General features: G+C 60.2%; 17 protein-coding genes. 9 read left to right on the top strand and 8 right to left on the bottom strand.

Translation table 11 applies throughout. The annotated features are described in order from the left end of the window. The first annotated feature begins 5 nt into the window (after positions 1 to 5). Both FZF21_RS18820 and FZF21_RS18825 read left to right on the top strand, forming a co-directional pair. Positions 6 to 527, top strand: coding sequence for a fimbrial protein (locus tag FZF21_RS18820; RefSeq protein ID WP_047738219.1), 522 nt, complete (start codon positions 6 to 8; stop codon positions 525 to 527). After that, positions 520 to 1,236: a fimbria/pilus periplasmic chaperone gene (locus FZF21_RS18825; RefSeq protein ID WP_047738217.1), complete on the top strand. Its 717-nt coding sequence runs from the start codon at positions 520 to 522 to the stop codon at positions 1,234 to 1,236. Before FZF21_RS18820 ends, FZF21_RS18825 begins: the two co-directional genes overlap by 8 nt. 34 nt (positions 1,237 to 1,270) lie before the next feature. On the opposite strand, the gene FZF21_RS18830 is transcribed toward FZF21_RS18825, so the two are convergent. Then, positions 1,271 to 1,873, bottom strand: a complete 603-nt coding sequence (locus FZF21_RS18830; protein ID WP_045141801.1) for a helix-turn-helix domain-containing protein — start codon at positions 1,871 to 1,873, stop codon at positions 1,271 to 1,273. A 42-nt stretch (positions 1,874 to 1,915) separates the two neighbouring features. Here FZF21_RS18830 and FZF21_RS18835 point away from each other — a divergent pair, with 42 nt between their 5' ends. Further along, positions 1,916 to 2,605 (top strand): B3/4 domain-containing protein, encoded by a 690-nt coding sequence (locus FZF21_RS18835; protein WP_017382414.1) that lies wholly within the window; start codon positions 1,916 to 1,918, stop codon positions 2,603 to 2,605. Between the two features lie 250 nt (positions 2,606 to 2,855). Here the strand turns inward: FZF21_RS18835 and lsrG are convergent, their stop codons facing one another. Genes lsrG through lsrA form a run of 6 tightly spaced genes read right to left on the bottom strand, consistent with a single transcriptional unit; the run spans position 2,856 to position 8,541 of the window. Beyond that, a complete protein-coding gene (gene lsrG / locus FZF21_RS18840; RefSeq protein ID WP_023295476.1) occupies positions 2,856 to 3,149 on the bottom strand; it encodes a (4S)-4-hydroxy-5-phosphonooxypentane-2,3-dione isomerase in 294 nt (97 codons plus the stop codon). After that, positions 3,146 to 4,033 (bottom strand): 3-hydroxy-5-phosphonooxypentane-2,4-dione thiolase, encoded by an 888-nt coding sequence (lsrF, locus tag FZF21_RS18845; protein WP_047738216.1) that lies wholly within the window; start codon positions 4,031 to 4,033, stop codon positions 3,146 to 3,148. Before lsrF ends, lsrG begins: the two co-directional genes overlap by 4 nt. 11 nt (positions 4,034 to 4,044) lie before the next feature. Beyond that, a complete protein-coding gene (gene lsrB / locus FZF21_RS18850; RefSeq protein ID WP_017382416.1) occupies positions 4,045 to 5,046 on the bottom strand; it encodes an autoinducer 2 ABC transporter substrate-binding protein LsrB in 1,002 nt (333 codons plus the stop codon). A gap of 1 nt (position 5,047) precedes the next feature. Then, positions 5,048 to 6,025, bottom strand: a complete 978-nt coding sequence (lsrD, locus tag FZF21_RS18855; RefSeq protein ID WP_032655179.1) for an autoinducer 2 ABC transporter permease LsrD — start codon at positions 6,023 to 6,025, stop codon at positions 5,048 to 5,050. Beyond that, positions 6,026 to 7,057 carry an autoinducer 2 ABC transporter permease LsrC gene (gene lsrC, locus FZF21_RS18860; RefSeq protein WP_149121174.1) on the bottom strand — a complete coding sequence of 344 codons (1,032 nt, stop codon included), beginning with the start codon at positions 7,055 to 7,057 and terminating at the stop codon, positions 6,026 to 6,028. Then, positions 7,054 to 8,541, bottom strand: coding sequence for an autoinducer 2 ABC transporter ATP-binding protein LsrA (gene lsrA / locus FZF21_RS18865; protein ID WP_032655185.1), 1,488 nt, complete (start codon positions 8,539 to 8,541; stop codon positions 7,054 to 7,056). Before lsrA ends, lsrC begins: the two co-directional genes overlap by 4 nt. Positions 8,542 to 8,756: 215 nt before the next feature. Between lsrA and lsrR the strand changes: the two genes are divergently transcribed. The 3 genes from lsrR (at position 8,757) to FZF21_RS18880 (ending at position 13,547) form a co-directional block, all read left to right on the top strand. Next, positions 8,757 to 9,728, top strand: a complete 972-nt coding sequence (lsrR, locus tag FZF21_RS18870; RefSeq protein ID WP_015571933.1) for a transcriptional regulator LsrR — start codon at positions 8,757 to 8,759, stop codon at positions 9,726 to 9,728. 32 nt (positions 9,729 to 9,760) lie between these two features. After that, on the top strand, positions 9,761 to 11,341 hold the full coding sequence (gene lsrK / locus FZF21_RS18875; RefSeq protein ID WP_047738212.1) for an autoinducer-2 kinase: 1,581 nt from the start codon (positions 9,761 to 9,763) through the stop codon (positions 11,339 to 11,341). Between the two features lie 184 nt (positions 11,342 to 11,525). After that, positions 11,526 to 13,547, top strand: coding sequence for an NADPH-dependent 2,4-dienoyl-CoA reductase (locus FZF21_RS18880; protein WP_047738211.1), 2,022 nt, complete (start codon positions 11,526 to 11,528; stop codon positions 13,545 to 13,547). A gap of 103 nt (positions 13,548 to 13,650) precedes the next feature. Here the strand turns inward: FZF21_RS18880 and rlmG are convergent, their stop codons facing one another. Further along, positions 13,651 to 14,787 (bottom strand): 23S rRNA (guanine(1835)-N(2))-methyltransferase RlmG, encoded by a 1,137-nt coding sequence (gene rlmG / locus FZF21_RS18885; RefSeq protein WP_047738208.1) that lies wholly within the window; start codon positions 14,785 to 14,787, stop codon positions 13,651 to 13,653. An 83-nt stretch (positions 14,788 to 14,870) separates the two neighbouring features. Between rlmG and FZF21_RS18890 the strand changes: the two genes are divergently transcribed. From FZF21_RS18890 to FZF21_RS18900, 3 genes are all read left to right on the top strand, one after another. Next, the gene (locus tag FZF21_RS18890; protein WP_003862622.1) at positions 14,871 to 15,374 is read left to right on the top strand and encodes a M48 family metallopeptidase; all 504 of its coding nucleotides are present in this window, start codon (positions 14,871 to 14,873) and stop codon (positions 15,372 to 15,374) included. Between the two features lie 70 nt (positions 15,375 to 15,444). After that, positions 15,445 to 16,443: a Gfo/Idh/MocA family oxidoreductase gene (locus FZF21_RS18895; protein WP_003862623.1), complete on the top strand. Its 999-nt coding sequence runs from the start codon at positions 15,445 to 15,447 to the stop codon at positions 16,441 to 16,443. A gap of 251 nt (positions 16,444 to 16,694) precedes the next feature. After that, complete coding sequence (locus FZF21_RS18900; protein WP_017382424.1) at positions 16,695 to 17,660, top strand: TerC family protein; 966 nt, start codon at positions 16,695 to 16,697, stop codon at positions 17,658 to 17,660. The last annotated feature ends 33 nt before the right edge of the window (positions 17,661 to 17,693 follow it).

Consider the following 17,693-nt stretch of genomic DNA (forward strand, 5'->3'; position numbering starts at 1 on the left):
ACAGAATGACGATCCTGAACAGGTTATTTATCTGTTGCGCGCTGCTGTTGTCAGGCAAGACGCTCGCCCATGACGGCACGGTCTATATTACCGGCGTGGTGAAAGGCAAAACCTGTATTGTCTCCCCCGGCTCGGAACAGCTGATAGTGGAGATGCATGATGTGGCGGCCCGCCAGCTGGCCGGGCAAAAAAACGAAACGCCCTATGAGCCGTTCACTATTAACCTTGAAGCCTGCGGCGCCGGGTTATCCGCCGTCAGCACCCATTTTGAAGGCACGCCGGACGGTAACAATAGCGATCTGCTGGCCCTGACCGGCGGGCCGGACTATGCAACCGGCGTGGCTATCGGCCTCTATAATCCTGATAAATCGCTGATCGCCATGGGGGATGAAAGCCTGCCGTTCGCGCTAAGCAATGACCAGACCACCCTGGCGCTGCATTTTTACGCCCGCTACCTCGCCGTGACGAACGCCGTTACGCCGGGGGTGGCTAACGCTGCCGCCACCTTTGTGCTGACCTATGCGTGAGGCCAGCCTGCTGAAAAAAGCGGGGATAGCCCTGCTGACCGCCGCGTCTTTCTGGCTCTTGCCCACTCAGGCCGGGGTGGTGATTGGCGGCACGCGGTTTGTTTATCCTCAGGATCAGCGCGCTATCAGCGTCACCGTGCGCAATAAGTCCTCGCTGCCGTATCTGATTGGCACAAAAATTTATCGCGGCGGCCGATGGCCGGGGGCGCAGCAGCCCCCCGAAGCGGCCACCGCGTGGTTTACCGCGACGCCGCCACTTTTTGCACTACAGCCCGGACGTGAGAATAAGATCCGTCTGTTTCGCGCCGATGCGCCGCTTCCTGCCGATCGCGAAACGCTTTTCACGCTAAGCATTGCCTCCATTCCGGCCAGCCAGCGTCACAGCGATAACGTTCAGATGGCGGTACGTTCCAGCATGAAGTTTATCTATCGCCCGGAGGGGCTTCAGGGCGAACCGGCGCTGGCCTATCGTCAGCTACGCTGGCAGCTGACCGCCGACGGGCTGACGGTTGAAAACCCGTCGCCTTATTACGTTACGCTGTATCAGCTTTCCGTTAACGGAACGCGGGTGGATAAAGCCGGCGTTGTCGCCCCTCTGAGCCAGCGACAAACGGACTGGTGTAAAGGGACTGCCAGGTGCCAGCTCACCTGGCAGTCGCTGAGCGACGAGGGGCGGATATTGCCCTCGATCGCCCGCACGGTGAAATAATTGCTCGCGGGGGTATCCTGGCAGCGGACCGACACTAGCGGTGAAACTCCGCTACCGTCATGGTAAAGCGCAGCACTTTTTCTCCCTCATTGGCATAGCCGTGCGCCGCTTCCGTTTTCGCTACCGCCGACGCGCCAGCATTAACCTGTACCACCGTCTCGTCCACCGTCAGGGTTAATACGCCTTCGTTCACGTGCAGCAGCTCAAACGTTCCCGCCGGATGTCCCGGAGAGGTGAAAGTCTCTCCCGGATGCATCTCCCACTGCCACAGCTCAATCATGTCGGGGCCTGCGGTGCCTGCCAGCAATCTGGCATAACCGCCCTGTGCGCCCTGCCACAGAACCGGGATCGCCTCTTCCTGAATAATGTGTACCTGCGGCTCGCTGGAGACGTTAACGATGTCTGCCACCGAGACGCCAAGCGCGGCGGCCAGTTTGCACAGAATGGCAATGCTGGGGTTGGCAGCCCCTTTTTCGATCTCCACCAGCATGCCTTTGCTGACGCTGGCGCGGCGGGAAAGCTCGTCCAGCGACAGCTTTTTCTCTTTCCGCCAGCTGCGGATACGGTTCGCCACGGCCAGGCTTACCTGGGCAACATCGGCGCCCGCATCGGTCATTATATTGACTTTATCAGTCATTGGTCACTACCATGGTATAAAACAGTCAATACAGGATTATTTATGTCTCTTCTAACACCGTCAATAGATTCGCGACTTGTCGGGATCGCGCCCGGCTTTCGGGCGCTGAGCATTCTGGTTGAAGCTGCCCCGATTACCCAACCGGAGGTTGCGCCCGCTGCGCTGGCGCAGGCCTGCCAGCAGATGCTCAATGATGATGTGCCCTGGGCAGAAAATCATCTCGCCGCCTGGGATGAGGTGTTTAAAGCCTTTGGTGCAAAACCCAAACGTACGCCCTGCTCGGCCTCGGCCCTGCGCAAGCGCGTGATGAGAGACGGTTCGCTGCCGCCGCTCGACCCGGTGGTGGATGTCTATAATGCCATCAGTATCCGCTACGCTATTCCGGTAGGGGGAGAAAATCTGGCGGCTTACTCGGGAGCGCCGCGCCTGACGCTGGCCGACGGCAGCGAGCCGTTTGATACCTTTAAAGAAGGTGAGCCGGTTGTAGAAAATCCGGAGCCAGGCGAAGTTATCTGGCGTGACGATCTCGGCGTCACCTGCCGCCGCTGGAACTGGCGACAGGGGGTACGCACGCGTCTGGACAGCCAGGCGCAATCCATGTGGTTTATTCTCGAAAGCCTGCCGTCGATGCCGCTGGCGGCATTACAGGAAGCTGGCGATGAGCTGGTGAGCAATCTGCAAAAGCTGATGCCGGGCGCGACGGCGCGTATTCAGTTGCTGGAGCTGGCGTGAACAACGCCGGGTGGCGCTTCGCTTACCCGGCCTACAAAATCAACACCCCCCGTACCCGTAGGCCCGGTAAGCGTTAGCGCCACCGGGCAAATACCGCACCATCTCGCCCCCGTAGGCCCGGTAAGCGCAGCGCCACCGGGCAAATACCGCACCATCTCGCCCCCGTAGGCCCGGTAAGCGCAGCGCCACCGGGCAAACACCGCACCATCCCCCGTAGGCCCGGTAAGCGCAGCGCCACCGGGCAAAGCCGCTACTCCGGCAACAACCCCACAAAACAGCGTTTTTTGCGCGGCTCTGACATCAGCTCTTCAAGCTTATCCACGCACGCCAGATAGTGTGGCGTTTGCTTATGCGCCAGCACCGCCGCTTCGTCTTTATAGGCTTCGTAGATAAAGAAGCGGGTTTTCACCCGCGGGTCCTGCAAGACATCAAAGCGCAGGTTTCCCGGCTCCTTGATGGCCCCCTCGTGGTTGGCGCGAAATACCTCCAGAAACTCGTCCACCCGCTCGGGTTTAATATTAATCTCCACCAGCGTCACGTTCATTTTGCTTCTCCCTGTTTCTCTTCCTGCCAGAACTGGAACGCCTCCTGGGCGCTCATGTTCTCGTGAACGACTTTCTTCACCGCCTTCAGCATGGCGAGTGGCGCGCTGGACTGGAAGATGTTGCGCCCCATGTCCACGCCGGATGCGCCCTGGTCAATCGCCCGCCAGCACATCTCCAGCGCCTCGTGCTCCGGCAGCTTTTTGCCCCCGGCGATAACAATCGGCACCGGGCAGCTGGCGGTCACTTTTTCAAAGCCCTCGTCCACGTAGTAGGTTTTGACGAACTGCGCTCCCATTTCGGCGGCGATGCGGCTGGCAAGCGAGAAATAGCGCGCGTCACGCGCCATCTCTTTCCCCACGCCCGTCACCGCCAGCGTCGGCATGCCGTAGCGCGCCCCCGCATCCACCAGCTTGATGATGTTGTTGATCGACTGATGCTCAAACGGGCTTCCGATATACACCTGCGCCGCCACCGCGCAGACGTTCAGGCGCAGCGCATCCTCCATCGCCACCGCCACGCACTCGTTGGAAAGCTCGCCCAGAATCGAGTTACCGCCGGAGGCGCGCAGCACTACCGGTTTGTTCGTCGCAGCTGGCACCTGGCTCCTGAGGATGCCGCGGGTGCACATCAGCACGTCGGTTTCACCAAACAGCGGCGCGATGGAGAGATCGATACGCTCAAGGCCGGTGGTCGGCCCCTGAAAGTAGCCGTGGTCAAAGGCCAGCATCACCGTGCGGTTGCTCTGTGGGTTGAAGATGCGCGCAAGCCTCGACTGCATTCCCCAGTCCAGCGAGCCGCAGCCCTTCAGGGTGTACGGCACATTCTGCTGCGGCGTGCCGATGCCAAAATCCTTGCCGTCTTTGATGTCATCTAAATCAGCCATTTGCTCCCCCGTCAGAAATCGTATTTGTTGATGTTCTCTTTGGTGAACACCACCCGCTCCGGCAGCAGCACGATGCCGTTGCCCTTCGCCTCATACTGGTAGCCCTGCACGCTGTTCGGCTCGACCTTCAGCGTCCCGATATCTTTCACGTCGACGCTGTCGCCAGGGTTAAGATCGCCTTTTTTCAGTAAACGATCGGCGACATTGACCGCAATTTTGCCCTGTTGCACCACATCCCACAGGCCGAAGGCTTTCACCGTGCCGCGCTCAACGTACGGGCGCATCACGTTCGGCGTGCTGAAGCCGACAATCGCCACCCCTTCCCGTTTCAGGTTTTCCGCCGCCTGTGCCGCGGCTGGCAGGGCGTTGGCGTCCGGGGCGATGATCGCATCCAGATCCGGATAGGCTTTTAAGATCCCTTCGGCGGTTTGCAGAGATTTGGTGGCATCGTTATAGCCAAACTGGGTGGTGACGACCTGCCACTGAGGATGATCTTTCTCGATTTTGGCCTTTGCCTCTTTCACCCACTGGTTCTGGTCGGTAACGGTCGGGCTGGAGTAGAAGAACGCCACTTTCGCGTTCGGTTTGGTGACCTGTTTGCCCGCCATCTCCACCAGCAGGCCGCCGAGCTGCTCCGGCGTTCCCTGGTTGATGTAGATGCTGCGGCACTCCGGTTTGGTGTCGGAGTCCCAGGTCAGGACCTTCACGCCGCGCTGCATCGCGCGCTTCAGTGCCGGGCAGAGGCCGTCCGGCGACACGGCGGAGACGATAATGGCGTTATAGCCCTGGTTGACGAAGTTATTGATCAGCTGCACCTGGCCGGAGACGCTCGGCTCGGTCGGGCCGTCGTAGGTCACGTCCACGCCGAGATCTTTCCCCGCCTCTTTCGCGCCGTTGCCGCCGCTGGTGAAGAATCCCACGCCCACCAGCTTCGGGATAAAGGCAATGCGGTCCGCCGCCTGCGCCGAAGCGAAGCTGAGGGCCATTGCCAGGACGAATAGTTTTGTTTTCATCTTACGCTCCGGATAGTTTTCTGAAGAGAGAACGCACCCATTCGCGGTGCAGACTCAGCGAACGCCCCATCACCACCACAACCAGCAGCGCCCCTGACAGCGCGCTCGACACCTGGTTGGGGATGCCGACCATCTGTAAACCCTGTTGCAGGTACCCCACCAGCAGCGCCGCCAGCGCCGTACCGACAACCGAACCTGACCCGCCGTAGATATTTGCCCCGCCGAGTACGGCGGCGGTGAGTGCAGGCATCAGTAAATCACGCCCCAGATCCGAGCGCGCGGAACCGAAATAGGAAACCATCACCAGCGCGGCAACCGCCGAGGCTACCCCCACCAGGCCGTACAGCGCATACGGCATGCCGTTCACCGACAGCGCCGCATAGCGCGCCGCGCGCGGGTTCTGCCCAATCAAAAACAGATGCCGACCAAAGCGCCCGCGGTGGGTAATCAGCCAGAAGAAAGCGGTAATCACCGCGAACAGCACCAGCGGGATCGGCAGGCCCACCACCGTGAGGTTAGCGAACGCCGTGAAGCCATCCGGGAAGCCGCCGATCCCCTCGTAGCCCGTCGCCCCCGCCATGCCGGAGAGCAGCAGCGCCCCGCCGCCGTAGAGGTAGAGCGTGCCGAGGGTAATGACCAACGGGCTGATGCCGGTGTAGTGGATCAGCGCCGCATTCACCAGCCCGCACAGCAGGCCGAGCAGCAGCGTCAGAGGGATGGCAACCGCCATCGGCCACCCTGCCTGCATCATCACCCCCAGCGCGATGGCGCACAGGCCGATGGTTGAGCCGAGGGAAATATCGATCCCGCCGCTGATAATCACAAGCGTAAGCGGCAGCGCCACGATGCCAATGCAGATAAAGTCGCTGGTGCTGAACAGCAGCATGTTGATATCAAGCATGCGCGGGTTGATGGCGCCGAAGAGCAGGATCTCCAGCACCAGTAAAATCAGCAGCGCGCTTTCCCAGTTAAGCCTCATTTACGCCACCTCTTTTTTGCGTTTCGGAAACGGGGTAACGTGCTTTCCCCCTTTGTTACCCGGCTGGAAACGGCTGTATTTCAGCGCCCGCTGATGCCGTGAGAGCGCCTGACGCAGCCGCCCGTCGAGCACCAGCACACCCAGCAGCACCAGCCCGGCGATAAAGTCGTTCCACCACGCCGGGAGCCTGAACAGCACCAGCACGGTATCGATTTGGGTGAGGAAGAACGCGCCGAGTAAGGCGCCGACCAGCGTGCCGGTGCCGCCCAGCAGCGAGATGCCACCGAGCACGCAGGCGGCGATGGCTTTCATCTCCAGCCCGCTGCCGGTCTGGTTGGGCACGAAGCCAATCTGTGAGGCAAACACAATCCCGGCGCAGGCCGCCAGCATGCCGTTGAGGGTAAAGGCGATCATGCGGGTGCGGTTCACCGCCACGCCCAGCTGGCGCGCGGCGGCGAGGTTATCCCCCACGGCGTAAAAATCACGTCCAAAGGCGGTGCGCGACAGCGTCCACGCGCCGATGGCCGCGATAATCAACACCAGCATGCCGAGCGGCGAAATGCCGACGGCGGCGGGCTCAGAGAGAGATTTCAGCCCCGGCGGCAGCCCTTCTATCCACTTCCCGCCGGTCCACAGCAGCATCGCCCCACGATACAGCCCCAGCGTGCCGAGGGTGGCGACAATCGCCGAAATGCGCAGGCCCACCACCAGAAAACCGTTGAACGCCCCCGCCAGCGCGCCAATCGACAGCGCGAAGAGAATGGAAACGGGCAGGCTGTAGCCGCTGTTCAGCGCCACGCCGACGGCGATCGCCGAAAGCCCGACGGTGGAGCCGACGGAGACGTCAATATTGCGGGTCAGCATCACCAGCGCCGCGCCGATAGCCAGCAGGATCAAGATCTGCGAGCTGGCGAAGATCATCCCCAGCGTCTGTAAGCTCAGGTAGGACGGGTTCAGCGCCACCAGCACGGCGAACAGCGCCAGAATGGAGAGAAACGCGCTCAGCTCGCGGTTTTTCAGTAAGATCTTCATGATTGCCCTCCAAACGCCAGCGCCATCATCCGGTCGAGGCTGACGGCCTGGCGCGGCAGCTCGCCGCTGAGTACGCCCTGGTGCATTACCAGCACCCGATCCGCGAGGCCGGGAAACTCATCGAGATCGCTTGAGATCATCAGCACCGCCACGTTCTGCGCCGCCACGCTTTTCAGCAGCTGATAAATATCAGCGCGCGCCGATACGTCCACGCCGCGCGTCGGTTCATCGACGATCAGCAGCAGCGGATTGGCCTCAAGACAGCGCGCCAGCAGCACCTTCTGCTGATTACCACCGGAGAGCGTGCGCACGGTTTGATCCGCATGGTTGAGCTTGATCCCCAGCGCCCGGTGATAGCGTTCCACTACCGCAGACTCCCGCTTTCGCTGCTGCCAGAGCGACGGCTCGTTCAGCGCCACGGTGTTCCAGCGGATCGGCGCGTCGAGAAACAGGCCGGACACCTGCCTGTCTTCCGGCAGATAGACCAGCCCTTTTTGCAGGCGTGAACTGACCGGATCGGCGGTGATCTCCTGGCTCTCCAGCCACACCCGCCCGCCGCGAACCGGACGCAGGCCGTAGAGCGTTTCGGCAAACTCGGTGCGCCCGGACCCTACCAGCCCGGCCAGACCGACAATCTCCCCGGCGTAAATCTCAAGGCTGAGATCGATAAAGCCCTCCCCGGTGAGCGCTTCCACGCGCAGCACGGGAAAATCCTGCGCCTGGGTGCGGCGGTTGCCCGGCAGCGCCAGCCACAGCTTTTGCGTATCGCTCAGGGATGCTTCCCGGCTTACAGGCGTCATGGCGGCGATCAGGGCGTTATCGTCAAAATGCGCAGTTTCGCCGCTGAGCACCACCGCGCCGTCGCGCATCACTGAGACGTGACTCGCCAGCTGTCGAATCTCCGGCAGCTTATGCGAGATAAAAACAATCCCGACGCCAAGATCCTGCAAGGCGCGGATCTGGCGAAACAGCCGTTCGGTTTCACCGGGCGTCAGCGAGGCCGTGGGTTCATCAAGGATCAGAATTCTGGCGTTGCGCATCAGCCCGCGCAGGATCTCCACCATCTGCTGGTCCGCCACCTCGAGGGTGCTGGCGGTAGCGTCGAGGTTAAGCTGGCATTGCAGCTGCCGGAGTTTTTCCGCCAGGCGTTTTTCCCGATCGCGCTCTCGCGGCAGACGAAACAGGATGTTTTCCCGCACCGTCAGGTTGGGAAATAGCAGCGGCTCCTGCGGCACCAGATAAATGCCTAACCTGTGCGCCTGCGCCGGGGTAAGCCGTGCAAAAGACTCACCCGCCACCGAAAGTTCACCGCTATCCGGGGTTTCTACCCCGGCGATGATCTTCATCAGCGTCGATTTTCCCGCGCCGTTACCGCCCATCAGCGCATGCACCTGCCCCGCAAGCAGCGTGAAATCAATGCCTTTTAAGACCGGTACGCCTGAAAACTGCTTGCTGATATCACGCGCGTCGAGAAGTGGTGTCATCATCGCTCCGCTATTGAACAAATGATTTTTAGATTTAATAATGTTCAAAAGCGTAGACGGTGAACTATATTTACAACCGTGCAGGGATCACAGTTTTATCGATTGAGATTCAGATAAAGCGGAAACGATCGAAAAGATCCGTTCTGTCGCGTGGCTCACATTTTCACGTCGCACCATCACGAACATATGATCTAAATTTTTATAAGAGTTCAATTATGAGCGATAAACGCACTGCGGAAGAAGGACGGTTTGCCGGGCTGGCACTGGCGGAAGAGGAGCTGGTGGCGCGCGTGGCCTGGTGCTACTACCACGACGGGCTGACCCAGAACGACATCGGCGAACGGCTCGGGCTGCCGCGTCTGAAGATCTCCCGCCTGCTGGAGAAAGGCCGTCAGTCCGGGGTGATCCGCGTGCAGATCAACTCCCGCTACGAGGGCTGCCTGGCGCTGGAAACCGAGCTGCAACAACGATTTGGCCTGAAGCTGGTGCGCGTGATGCCCGCCCTGAATACGCCGCCGATGAACGTGCGGCTGGGCATTGGCGCGGCACAGTCGCTGATGGGCGTACTGCAACCCGGCCAGCTGTTAGCGGTGGGCTTCGGTGAAACCACCATGAGCAGTCTGCAACACTTAAGCGGCTTTATCAGCTCGCAGCAGATCCGCCTGGTGACGCTCTCCGGCGGCGTCGGGCCGTATATGACCGGTATCGGCCAGCTGGATGCAGCCTGTAGCGTCAGCATGATCCCCGCCCCGCTTCGCGTGTCATCCGCTGAAGTCGCCGGGATCTTAAAGCGCGAAACCAGCGTGCGGGACGTGATCCTCGCCGCCACCGCGGCTGACGTGGCGGTGGTCGGGATTGGCTCGGTAAACCAGCGCCGTGACGCGACGATACTGCGCTCCGGCTATATCAGCGAAGGTGAACAGCTGATGTACGCCCGTAAAGGCGCGGTGGGCGATATCCTCGGCTATTTCCTCAATGCCGAAGGGGAATGCGTTGAGGAGCTGGAGATCCACAAAGAATTACTGGGCGTCACGCTCGATGAACTGGCACAGCTGCCCACCATCGTAGGCGTGGCCGGAGGGGAAGAGAAAGCCGATGCGATTTATGCCGCACTGAAGGGTCGCCGTATTAATGGCCTGGTGACGGAAGAGACGACAGCCCGCGCGGTGCTGGCTCTGGCCGGATAAGAGCAGCCCTGCGCCTGACACGAGGCAAGCTCATGAGTTACCTTTTAGCGTTAGATGCAGGGACAGGCAGCGTTCGCGCCGTGATTTTCGATTTACAGGGCAACCAGATTGCCGTTGGCCAGGCCGAGTGGAAGCACCTGAGCGTGGAGAACGTGCCAGGATCGATGGAGTTCGACCTCGACACCAACTGGCGGCTGGCCTGCCGGTGTATTCAGCAGGCGCTGGAGCACGCGCGGCTCAGCGCGGCGGATATTCAGTCCGTCGCCTGCTGTTCGATGCGCGAAGGGATTGTGCTGTACGACCGCAACGGCGAGGCTATCTGGGCCTGCGCCAACGTCGACGCCCGCGCCAGCCGCGAGGTGGCTGAACTCAAAGAGATCCACGACTACCGGTTTGAATCCGAAGTGTATGACGTTTCCGGCCAGACGCTTGCCCTCAGCGCCATGCCGCGCCTGCTGTGGCTGGCGCACCATCGTCCGGATATTTATCGTAAAGCCGCCACCATCACCATGATCAGCGACTGGCTGGCGGCGAAGCTTTCCGGTGAGCTGGCGGTCGATCCGTCCAATGCGGGCACCACCGGCATGCTGGATCTCTTCTCCCGCGACTGGCGTCCGGCGCTGCTCGACATGGCCGGGCTGCGCGCCGATATTCTCTCTCCGGTGAAAGAGACCGGCACCGTGCTGGGCGCTGTCACCAAAGAAGCCGCGCAGCAGAGCGGCCTGCGCGAAGGCACACCGGTGGTGATGGGCGGCGGCGACGTGCAGCTGGGCTGTCTGGGGCTGGGCGTGGTGCGCGCCGGACAAACGGCGGTTCTCGGCGGCACCTTCTGGCAGCAGGTGGTGAATCTGCCACAGGTGCGCACCGACCCTGAGATGAACATCCGCGTAAACCCGCACGTCATCCCCGGCATGGCGCAGGCGGAGTCGATCAGCTTCTTTACCGGGCTAACCATGCGCTGGTTCCGCGACGCCTTCTGCGCCGAAGAGAAGCTGATTGCCGAACGAATGGGAATGGACACCTACTCCCTGCTCGAAGAGATGGCGAGCCGCGTCCCGGCGGGCTCCCACGGCGTGATGCCGATCTTCTCCGACGCGATGCATTTTAAGCAGTGGTATCACGCAGCGCCGTCGTTTATTAACCTCTCCATCGACCCGGAAAAGTGCAACAAAGCGACGCTGTTCCGCGCGCTGGAAGAGAACGCGGCCATCGTCTCGGCCTGCAACCTGGCGCAGATTTCGCGCTTCTCCGGCGTGACGTTTGAGAGCCTGGTGTTTGCGGGCGGCGGGGCCAAAGGCGCCCTGTGGAGCCAGATTTTAAGCGACGTTACCGGGCTGCCGGTGCGCGTGCCGGAAGTGAAGGAAGCAACGGCGCTGGGTTGCGCGATTGCGGCAGGTGCTGGCGCGGGGTTGTTTGCGGATATGGCCTCGACGGGCGAGCGGCTGGTGAAGTGGAGCCGCGAGTTCACGCCGAACCCGCAGCACCGCGAGCTGTACGACGGCATGATGCAGAAATGGCAGGCGGTGTATGCCGACCAGCTTGGGCTGGTGGACAGCGGGCTGACGACGTCGATGTGGCAGGCACCGGGGCTGGTGCGGGCAGCAGCGCCGTAAAATACGCCGGATGGCGCTGCGCTTATCCGGCCTACGGTTTGTAGCCCCGGTAAGCGCAGCGCAACCGGGGAAGTTCTTTGAGATCTATCACAATCATTCGATCCCGCTTTTACCTTTCCGCTGCCGCTGGCTAAATTAGTAACTCATCCGACCACATAACAATAATTTTACACTGGAAGAGACTATGAGCCGCTACCCGTCGTTATTCGCCCCTCTCGATCTGGGGTTCACCACCCTCAAAAACCGCGTGCTGATGGGCTCGATGCACACCGGGCTGGAGGAGCGTCCGGACGGGGCTGAACGTCTGGCAGCCTTCTATGCCGAGCGCGCGCGCCACGGAGTGGCGCTGATTGTCACTGGCGGCGTCGCCCCTGCCCCTTCCGGGGTGACGATGGAGGGCGGCGCGGTGCTGAACGATGCGTCACAGCTTGCGCATCACCGGATTGTGACCGACGCGGTTCATAAAGAAGGCGGCAAAATTGCCCTGCAGATCCTGCACACTGGCCGCTACAGCTATCAACCGAATCTGGTCGCGCCGTCGGCCATTCAGGCACCCATTAACCGTTTTAAGCCGCATGCCTTGAGCCACGACGAGATCTTGGCGCTGATTGACGACTTCGCCCGCTGCGCCGCGCTGGCGCGTGAAGCGGGCTACGATGGCGTCGAGGTAATGGGTTCCGAAGGCTATCTGATCAACGAATTCCTCGCCGCCCGCACCAACCAGCGCGAGGATGAATGGGGCGGCGACTATGCCCGCCGCATGCGCTTTGCCGTGGAAGTCGTGCGCGCGGTACGCGAACGTGCGGGCGCGGATTTTATCATCATCTTCCGCCTGTCAATGCTTGACCTGGTGGAGGGCGGCGGCACGTTCGACGAAACCGTGCAACTGGCGCAGGCGATTGAAACCGCTGGCGCCACCATCATCAACACCGGGATTGGCTGGCACGAAGCGCGCATCCCGACCATCGCCACGCCGGTGCCGCGCGCGGCGTTCAGCTGGGTAACGCGCAAGCTGAAAGGCAAAGTCTCTGTTCCACTGGTGACCACCAACCGCATTAACGATCCCCAGGTGGCGGAGGATGTGATATCACGCGGCGACGCCGATATGGTGTCGATGGCGCGCCCGTTCCTCGCGGATGCCGAACTGCTGTCCAAGGCGCAGGGCGGCCGGGCGGATGAGATCAACACCTGCATCGGCTGTAACCAGGCGTGTCTGGATCAGATCTTCGTCGGCAAGGTCACCTCCTGCCTCGTTAACCCCCGCGCCTGCCATGAAACCAAAATGCCGATCGTTCCTGCGGTCAACAAGAAGCGTCTGGCCGTGGTTGGTGCAGGGCCGGCGGGCCTGGCGTTTGCAGTCAATGCCGCCTCGCGCGGGCACAGCGTGACGCTGTTTGATGCGCTGGCGGAAATCGGCGGGCAGTTTACTATCGCCAGACAGATCCCCGGCAAAGAGGAGTTCTACGAAACGCTGCGCTATTACCGCCGGATGATCGAGGTGACGGGCGTCGATCTGCGGCTTAAACAGTTTGTCAGCGCGGCGGATCTGATCGGTTTCGACGAGGTGATCCTCGCGAGTGGGATCGCCCCGCGCACGCCTGCGATCGAAGGCATCGATCATCCGAAGGTATTGAGCTATCTGGATGTATTAAGGGACAAAGCGCCGGTTGGCGAGAAGGTGGCGATCATCGGCTGCGGCGGGATCGGTTTTGATACCGCGATGTATTTAAGCCAGCCGGGCGAAGCCACCAGCCAGAACATCGCTGAGTTCTGCGTGGAATGGGGCATTGATACCAGTCTCAGTCAGTCCGGCGGTTTACGCCCGGAAGGTCCGCAACTGCCGAAAAGCCCGCGTCAGATTGTGATGCTCCAGCGTAAAGCCAGCAAGCCGGGTGAAGGGCTGGGAAAAACCACGGGCTGGATCCACCGCGCCACCCTGCTCTCGCGCGGGGTGAAGATGATCCCGGCGGTGAGCTACCAGAAGATCGACGACGACGGGCTGCACGTGCTGATCGGCGGTGAGCCGCAGCTGCTGCGCGTGGATCATGTGATTTTGTGCGCCGGGCAGGAGCCGAAGCGCGATCTGGCCGATCCGCTGCGCGAGGCGGGGAAAACGGTGCATTTGATTGGCGGGTGCGATGTGGCGATGGAGCTGGATGCGCGGCGGGCAATTGCGCAGGGGACGAAGTTAGCTCTGGCGATCTAGGGCATTGCCGGGCGGCGCTTCGCTTGCCCGGCCTACGGGTTCGAGGCCATTGTAGGCCCGGTAAGCGAAGCGCCACCGGGCATCAGGCCGCACATACCCAATCTTACCGACGACGCCCCAGCTTCACCGATTTCAGCACCACGAATTTGTTATTGGTGGCAATGGTGACGCAGTTGCCGAAAATCTTCTTCAGCTTGTGGAAGTAGTCCAGGTGGCGGTTCGCCACGATATACAGCTCGCCGTTGATTTTCAGGCAGCGGCGCGCGTGGTGGAACATCTCCCACGCGACGTTATCCGTCAGGGCGTGCTTCTGGTGGAACGGCGGGTTACAGAATACCGCGTTGAAGCGGAAAGGCTCTACGCCCGACAGCGCGTTATTGATCATAAACTCGCAGCGATCCAGTGCCTCCGGCAGGTTGGTTTCCACGTTCAGACGGCTGGACGCCACCGCCATTGGCGATTCGTCGCTGAACACCACGCTGGCCTCCGGGTTCTTCGCCAGCAGCGTCAGGCCAATCACGCCGTTACCGCAGCCGAGATCAACGATTTCCCCTTCCAGGTTTTCCGGCAGGTGTTCCATAAAGAAGCGTGCGCCGATATCCAGACCGGTGCGGGAGAAAACGTTCGCGTGGTTGTGGATGGTCCAGTCGGTACCTTCCAGTTTCCAGCTCAGCGTCTCCGGCGCGTCGGCCAGCGCCGGTGCGCTGAAGGTACAGTTGATCAGGCGCGCTTTTTTCCAGGCAAGCGTAGTGGTGGTCGGGCCGAGCACTTTCTCGAACAATTCCAGCGTCGAGGTGTGAATATCGCGCGCTTTGGCACCCGCGATAATACGCGTACCCGGCGTCACGACCTTACGCAGCGCGCGAAGCTGCTGCTCCAGCAGCGCCATGGTTTTGGGCACTTTAATCAGCACCACGCCCGGCGCCTGCGGGTAGTCCGCGGTGCTGTCGAGGAACTTCACGCTGGATTCTTCGATATCGTTGTGACGCAGGTTTTCACGCGTCGCCAGCTCGCTTAAGTAAGAATCGCCGATACTGTAAGGCGCATGTTCCGCCAGCGCGCAGGCCAGCGCGCCAAACGCGTCATTCAGGATCAGAACCGGGCCGCTGATTTCAGTCCCATCCAACTGTTGCAGCAGATATTCATCCGCCGCTTCCCACGCCTGAAGCGGGTTAACGTCGTCCGTTTCCGGGAAACGTTTAAGGTTGAGTGAACGGAAACCGTTGTCTAAGTGGCTCATCGGCCCTCCTGAATGGTAAAATTTGGCGTATCCCTGAAAAGGGTGCGTGAGTATACCCGTTTTCACACTATTTTGGGGTTTTGATGAACCAGCTGACTTATCTCCAGGGCTATCCGGAGCATTTACTTTCCCAGGTTCGTGACCTGATTGCCGCGGGAAAACTCGGCGCGGTGCTGGAAAAACGCTACCCGGGCACGCATGATTTCGCGACTGACAAAGCCCTCTGGCAGTATACGCAGGATCTGAAAAACCAGTATCTTAAGAGCGCCCCGCCGATCAACAAGGTGATGTACGACAATAAGATCCACGTGCTGAAAAACGCGCTCGGCCTGCATACCGCCATCTCCCGCGTACAGGGCGGCAAGCTGAAGGCCAAAGCGGAGATCCGCGTCGCGACCGTCTTTCGCAATGCGCCGGAAGCCTTTCTGCGGATGATCGTGGTGCACGAGCTGGCGCACCTGAAAGAGAAAGAGCACGACAAAGCGTTCTACTCCCTGTGCTGCCATATGGAGCCGCAGTACCACCAGCTGGAGTTTGATACCCGTTTGTGGCTGACGCATTTATCGTTAAAGAGTAATGCGCAGTAGCGCACGCGAAATGTCATGATGACGTGCTACAGTGGCTTTAGGTTCCCTGCTACGGAGTACGTAAACGTTTATGATACGTTTCGCAGTCATCGGTACGAACTGGATCACGCGCCAGTTCGTCGACGCCGCCCACGAAACCGGCAAATATAAGCTCACCGCAGTCTATTCCCGCAGCCTTGAGCAGGCGCAGAGTTTTGCGAATGACTACCTGGTTGAACATCTGTTCACCTCGCTCGATGAGATGGCGCAAAGCGACGCCATTGACGCGGTCTATATCGCCAGCCCGAATTCTCTGCACTTCCCGCAAACGAAGCTGTTCCTCAGCCACAAAAAGCATGTGATCTGCGAGAAGCCGCTCGCCTCGAATATTGAGGAAGTGGAAGCCGCCATTGCGCTTGCCCGCGAAAACCAGGTGGTACTGTTTGAAGCGTTCAAAACCGCCAGTCTGCCGAACTTCCTGCTGTTGCAGCAATCGCTGCCGAAAATTGGCAAAGTGCGTAAAGCCTTTATCAACTACTGCCAGTATTCCTCGCGCTACCAGCGCTACCTGGACGGCGAAAACCCGAACACCTTTAACCCGGCCTTCTCGAATGGCTCGATTATGGATATCGGTTTTTACTGCCTGGCCTCTGCGGTCGCCCTGTGGGGTGAACCGCACGGCGTAACCGCCACCGCCAGCCTGCTGGAAAGCGGCGTGGATGCACACGGCGTTGTGGTGCTGGACTACGGTGATTTTAGCGTGACGTTGCAGCACTCGAAGGTCAGTGACTCCGTACTGCCAAGCGAAATTCAGGGCGAAGACGGCTCGCTGGTGATCGAAAAAATCTCCGAATGCCAGAAGCTAAGCATCGTTCCCCGCGGCGGCAAAGCGCAGGAGCTGACGCAGCCTCAGCATATTAACACTATGCTCTATGAGGCAGAGGTCTTCGCCCGTCTGGTAGAAGACAACGAAGTGAACCACCCGGGGCTGGCGATCAGCCGCACCACGGCGAAGCTGCAAACGGAGATCCGCCGACAGACTGGCGTGATCTTCCCCGCAGACGGCGTGAATGTGGAAGCCGTCGCGTAAAACTGTGTAATGAAATCGTGCAGACCATTGACGAAACCGATGGTCTGACATAATTTGTTACCTGCAAAGGGGAGTAACTTCTTCGCCGGTGGATCGTCATTACGATGCGTGCAAAACCGCATCCGGTCGCCGGGCAACCTTCGTGGTTGTAAGTGAGACCTTGCCGGAAGGCGAGGTCTATGCATAAAAAGCTAACGGCTATCGTCTTCTGACCATGGCCGTTTTTGTTTTTTATGTGTAAGGAAAATAGTATGCATTCTGTCGGCACTCCAATGCTGTGGGGCGGATTCGCGGTTGTCGTGCTCATCATGCTGGCAATCGACCTCTTTTTGCAGGGTCGTCGCGGCGAGCACGGCATGAGCGTCAAGCAAGCCGCCGTCTGGTCGCTGGTATGGGTTACCCTCTCACTCCTCTTCTGCGCCGCCTTCTGGTGGTATCTGGCCTCAACCGAAGGCCGCGCGGTGGCCGATCCTCAGGCACTCGCCTTCCTCACCGGCTATCTGATTGAAAAAGCGCTGGCGGTTGATAACGTCTTCGTCTGGCTGATGCTGTTCAGCTACTTCGCCGTACCTGCGGCTCTGCAACGTCGCGTGCTGGTGTACGGCGTGCTGGGCGCTATTGTCCTGCGTACCATCATGATCTTCGCCGGTAGCTGGCTGATTACCCAGTTCGAATGGCTGCTGTATGTATTTGGCGCGTTCCTGCTGTTCACCGGGGTAAAAATGGCGCTGGCGAAAGAAGACGATACCGGGATCGGTGATAAGCCGCTGGTGAAGTGGATCCGGGGTCATCTGCGCATGACGGACAAGATCGAGAGCGAGCATTTCTTCGTGCGTAAGAACGGCCTGCTGTTCGCCACCCCGCTGCTGCTGGTGCTGATTCTGGTCGAACTGAGCGACGTGATTTTCGCGGTGGACAGTATCCCGGCTATCTTTGCGGTCACTACCGACCCGTTCATCGTGCTGACTTCTAACCTGTTCGCCATCCTCGGCCTGCGTGCGATGTACTTCCTGCTGGCGGGTGCGGCAGAGCGCTTCTCAATGCTGAAGTACGGTCTGTCGGTGATTCTGGTGTTTATCGGTATCAAGATGCTGATCGTCGATTTTTACCATATTCCGATCGCCATTTCGCTCGGCGTGGTGTTTGGCATTCTGCTGGTGACGCTGATTATCAATACCTGGGTTAACCGCCAGCACGATAAGAAGCAGCAGGCTTAGTGCGTTTTGCCCGGTGGCGCTACGCTTACCGGG

Origin of the sequence: Enterobacter sp. LU1 (assembly GCF_008271405.2) — a bacterium.
GTDB lineage: Bacteria > Pseudomonadota > Gammaproteobacteria > Enterobacterales > Enterobacteriaceae > Enterobacter > Enterobacter hormaechei_C.

Excerpts from the sequence above, each read along its gene's own strand:
- lsrF (WP_047738216.1), bottom strand. The coding sequence starts at position 4,033 with ATGGCTGATTTAGATGACATCAAAGACGGCAAGGATTTTGGCATCGGC.
- FZF21_RS18830 (WP_045141801.1), bottom strand. The coding sequence starts at position 1,873 with ATGACTGATAAAGTCAATATAATGACCGATGCGGGCGCCGATGTTGCC.
- FZF21_RS18900 (WP_017382424.1), top strand. The coding sequence starts at position 16,695 with ATGCATTCTGTCGGCACTCCAATGCTGTGGGGCGGATTCGCGGTTGTC.
- FZF21_RS18835 (WP_017382414.1), top strand. The coding sequence starts at position 1,916 with ATGTCTCTTCTAACACCGTCAATAGATTCGCGACTTGTCGGGATCGCG.
- rlmG (WP_047738208.1), bottom strand. The coding sequence starts at position 14,787 with ATGAGCCACTTAGACAACGGTTTCCGTTCACTCAACCTTAAACGTTTC.
- FZF21_RS18895 (WP_003862623.1), top strand. The coding sequence starts at position 15,445 with ATGATACGTTTCGCAGTCATCGGTACGAACTGGATCACGCGCCAGTTC.
- lsrR (WP_015571933.1), top strand. The coding sequence starts at position 8,757 with ATGAGCGATAAACGCACTGCGGAAGAAGGACGGTTTGCCGGGCTGGCA.
- FZF21_RS18890 (WP_003862622.1), top strand. The coding sequence starts at position 14,871 with ATGAACCAGCTGACTTATCTCCAGGGCTATCCGGAGCATTTACTTTCC.
- lsrK (WP_047738212.1), top strand. The coding sequence starts at position 9,761 with ATGAGTTACCTTTTAGCGTTAGATGCAGGGACAGGCAGCGTTCGCGCC.
- lsrG (WP_023295476.1), bottom strand. The coding sequence starts at position 3,149 with ATGAACGTGACGCTGGTGGAGATTAATATTAAACCCGAGCGGGTGGAC.
- lsrD (WP_032655179.1), bottom strand. The coding sequence starts at position 6,025 with ATGAGGCTTAACTGGGAAAGCGCGCTGCTGATTTTACTGGTGCTGGAG.
- FZF21_RS18880 (WP_047738211.1), top strand. The coding sequence starts at position 11,526 with ATGAGCCGCTACCCGTCGTTATTCGCCCCTCTCGATCTGGGGTTCACC.
- lsrB (WP_017382416.1), bottom strand. The coding sequence starts at position 5,046 with ATGAAAACAAAACTATTCGTCCTGGCAATGGCCCTCAGCTTCGCTTCG.
- FZF21_RS18825 (WP_047738217.1), top strand. The coding sequence starts at position 520 with ATGCGTGAGGCCAGCCTGCTGAAAAAAGCGGGGATAGCCCTGCTGACC.
- lsrC (WP_149121174.1), bottom strand. The coding sequence starts at position 7,057 with ATGAAGATCTTACTGAAAAACCGCGAGCTGAGCGCGTTTCTCTCCATT.
- lsrA (WP_032655185.1), bottom strand. The coding sequence starts at position 8,541 with ATGACACCACTTCTCGACGCGCGTGATATCAGCAAGCAGTTTTCAGGC.
- FZF21_RS18820 (WP_047738219.1), top strand. The coding sequence starts at position 6 with ATGACGATCCTGAACAGGTTATTTATCTGTTGCGCGCTGCTGTTGTCA.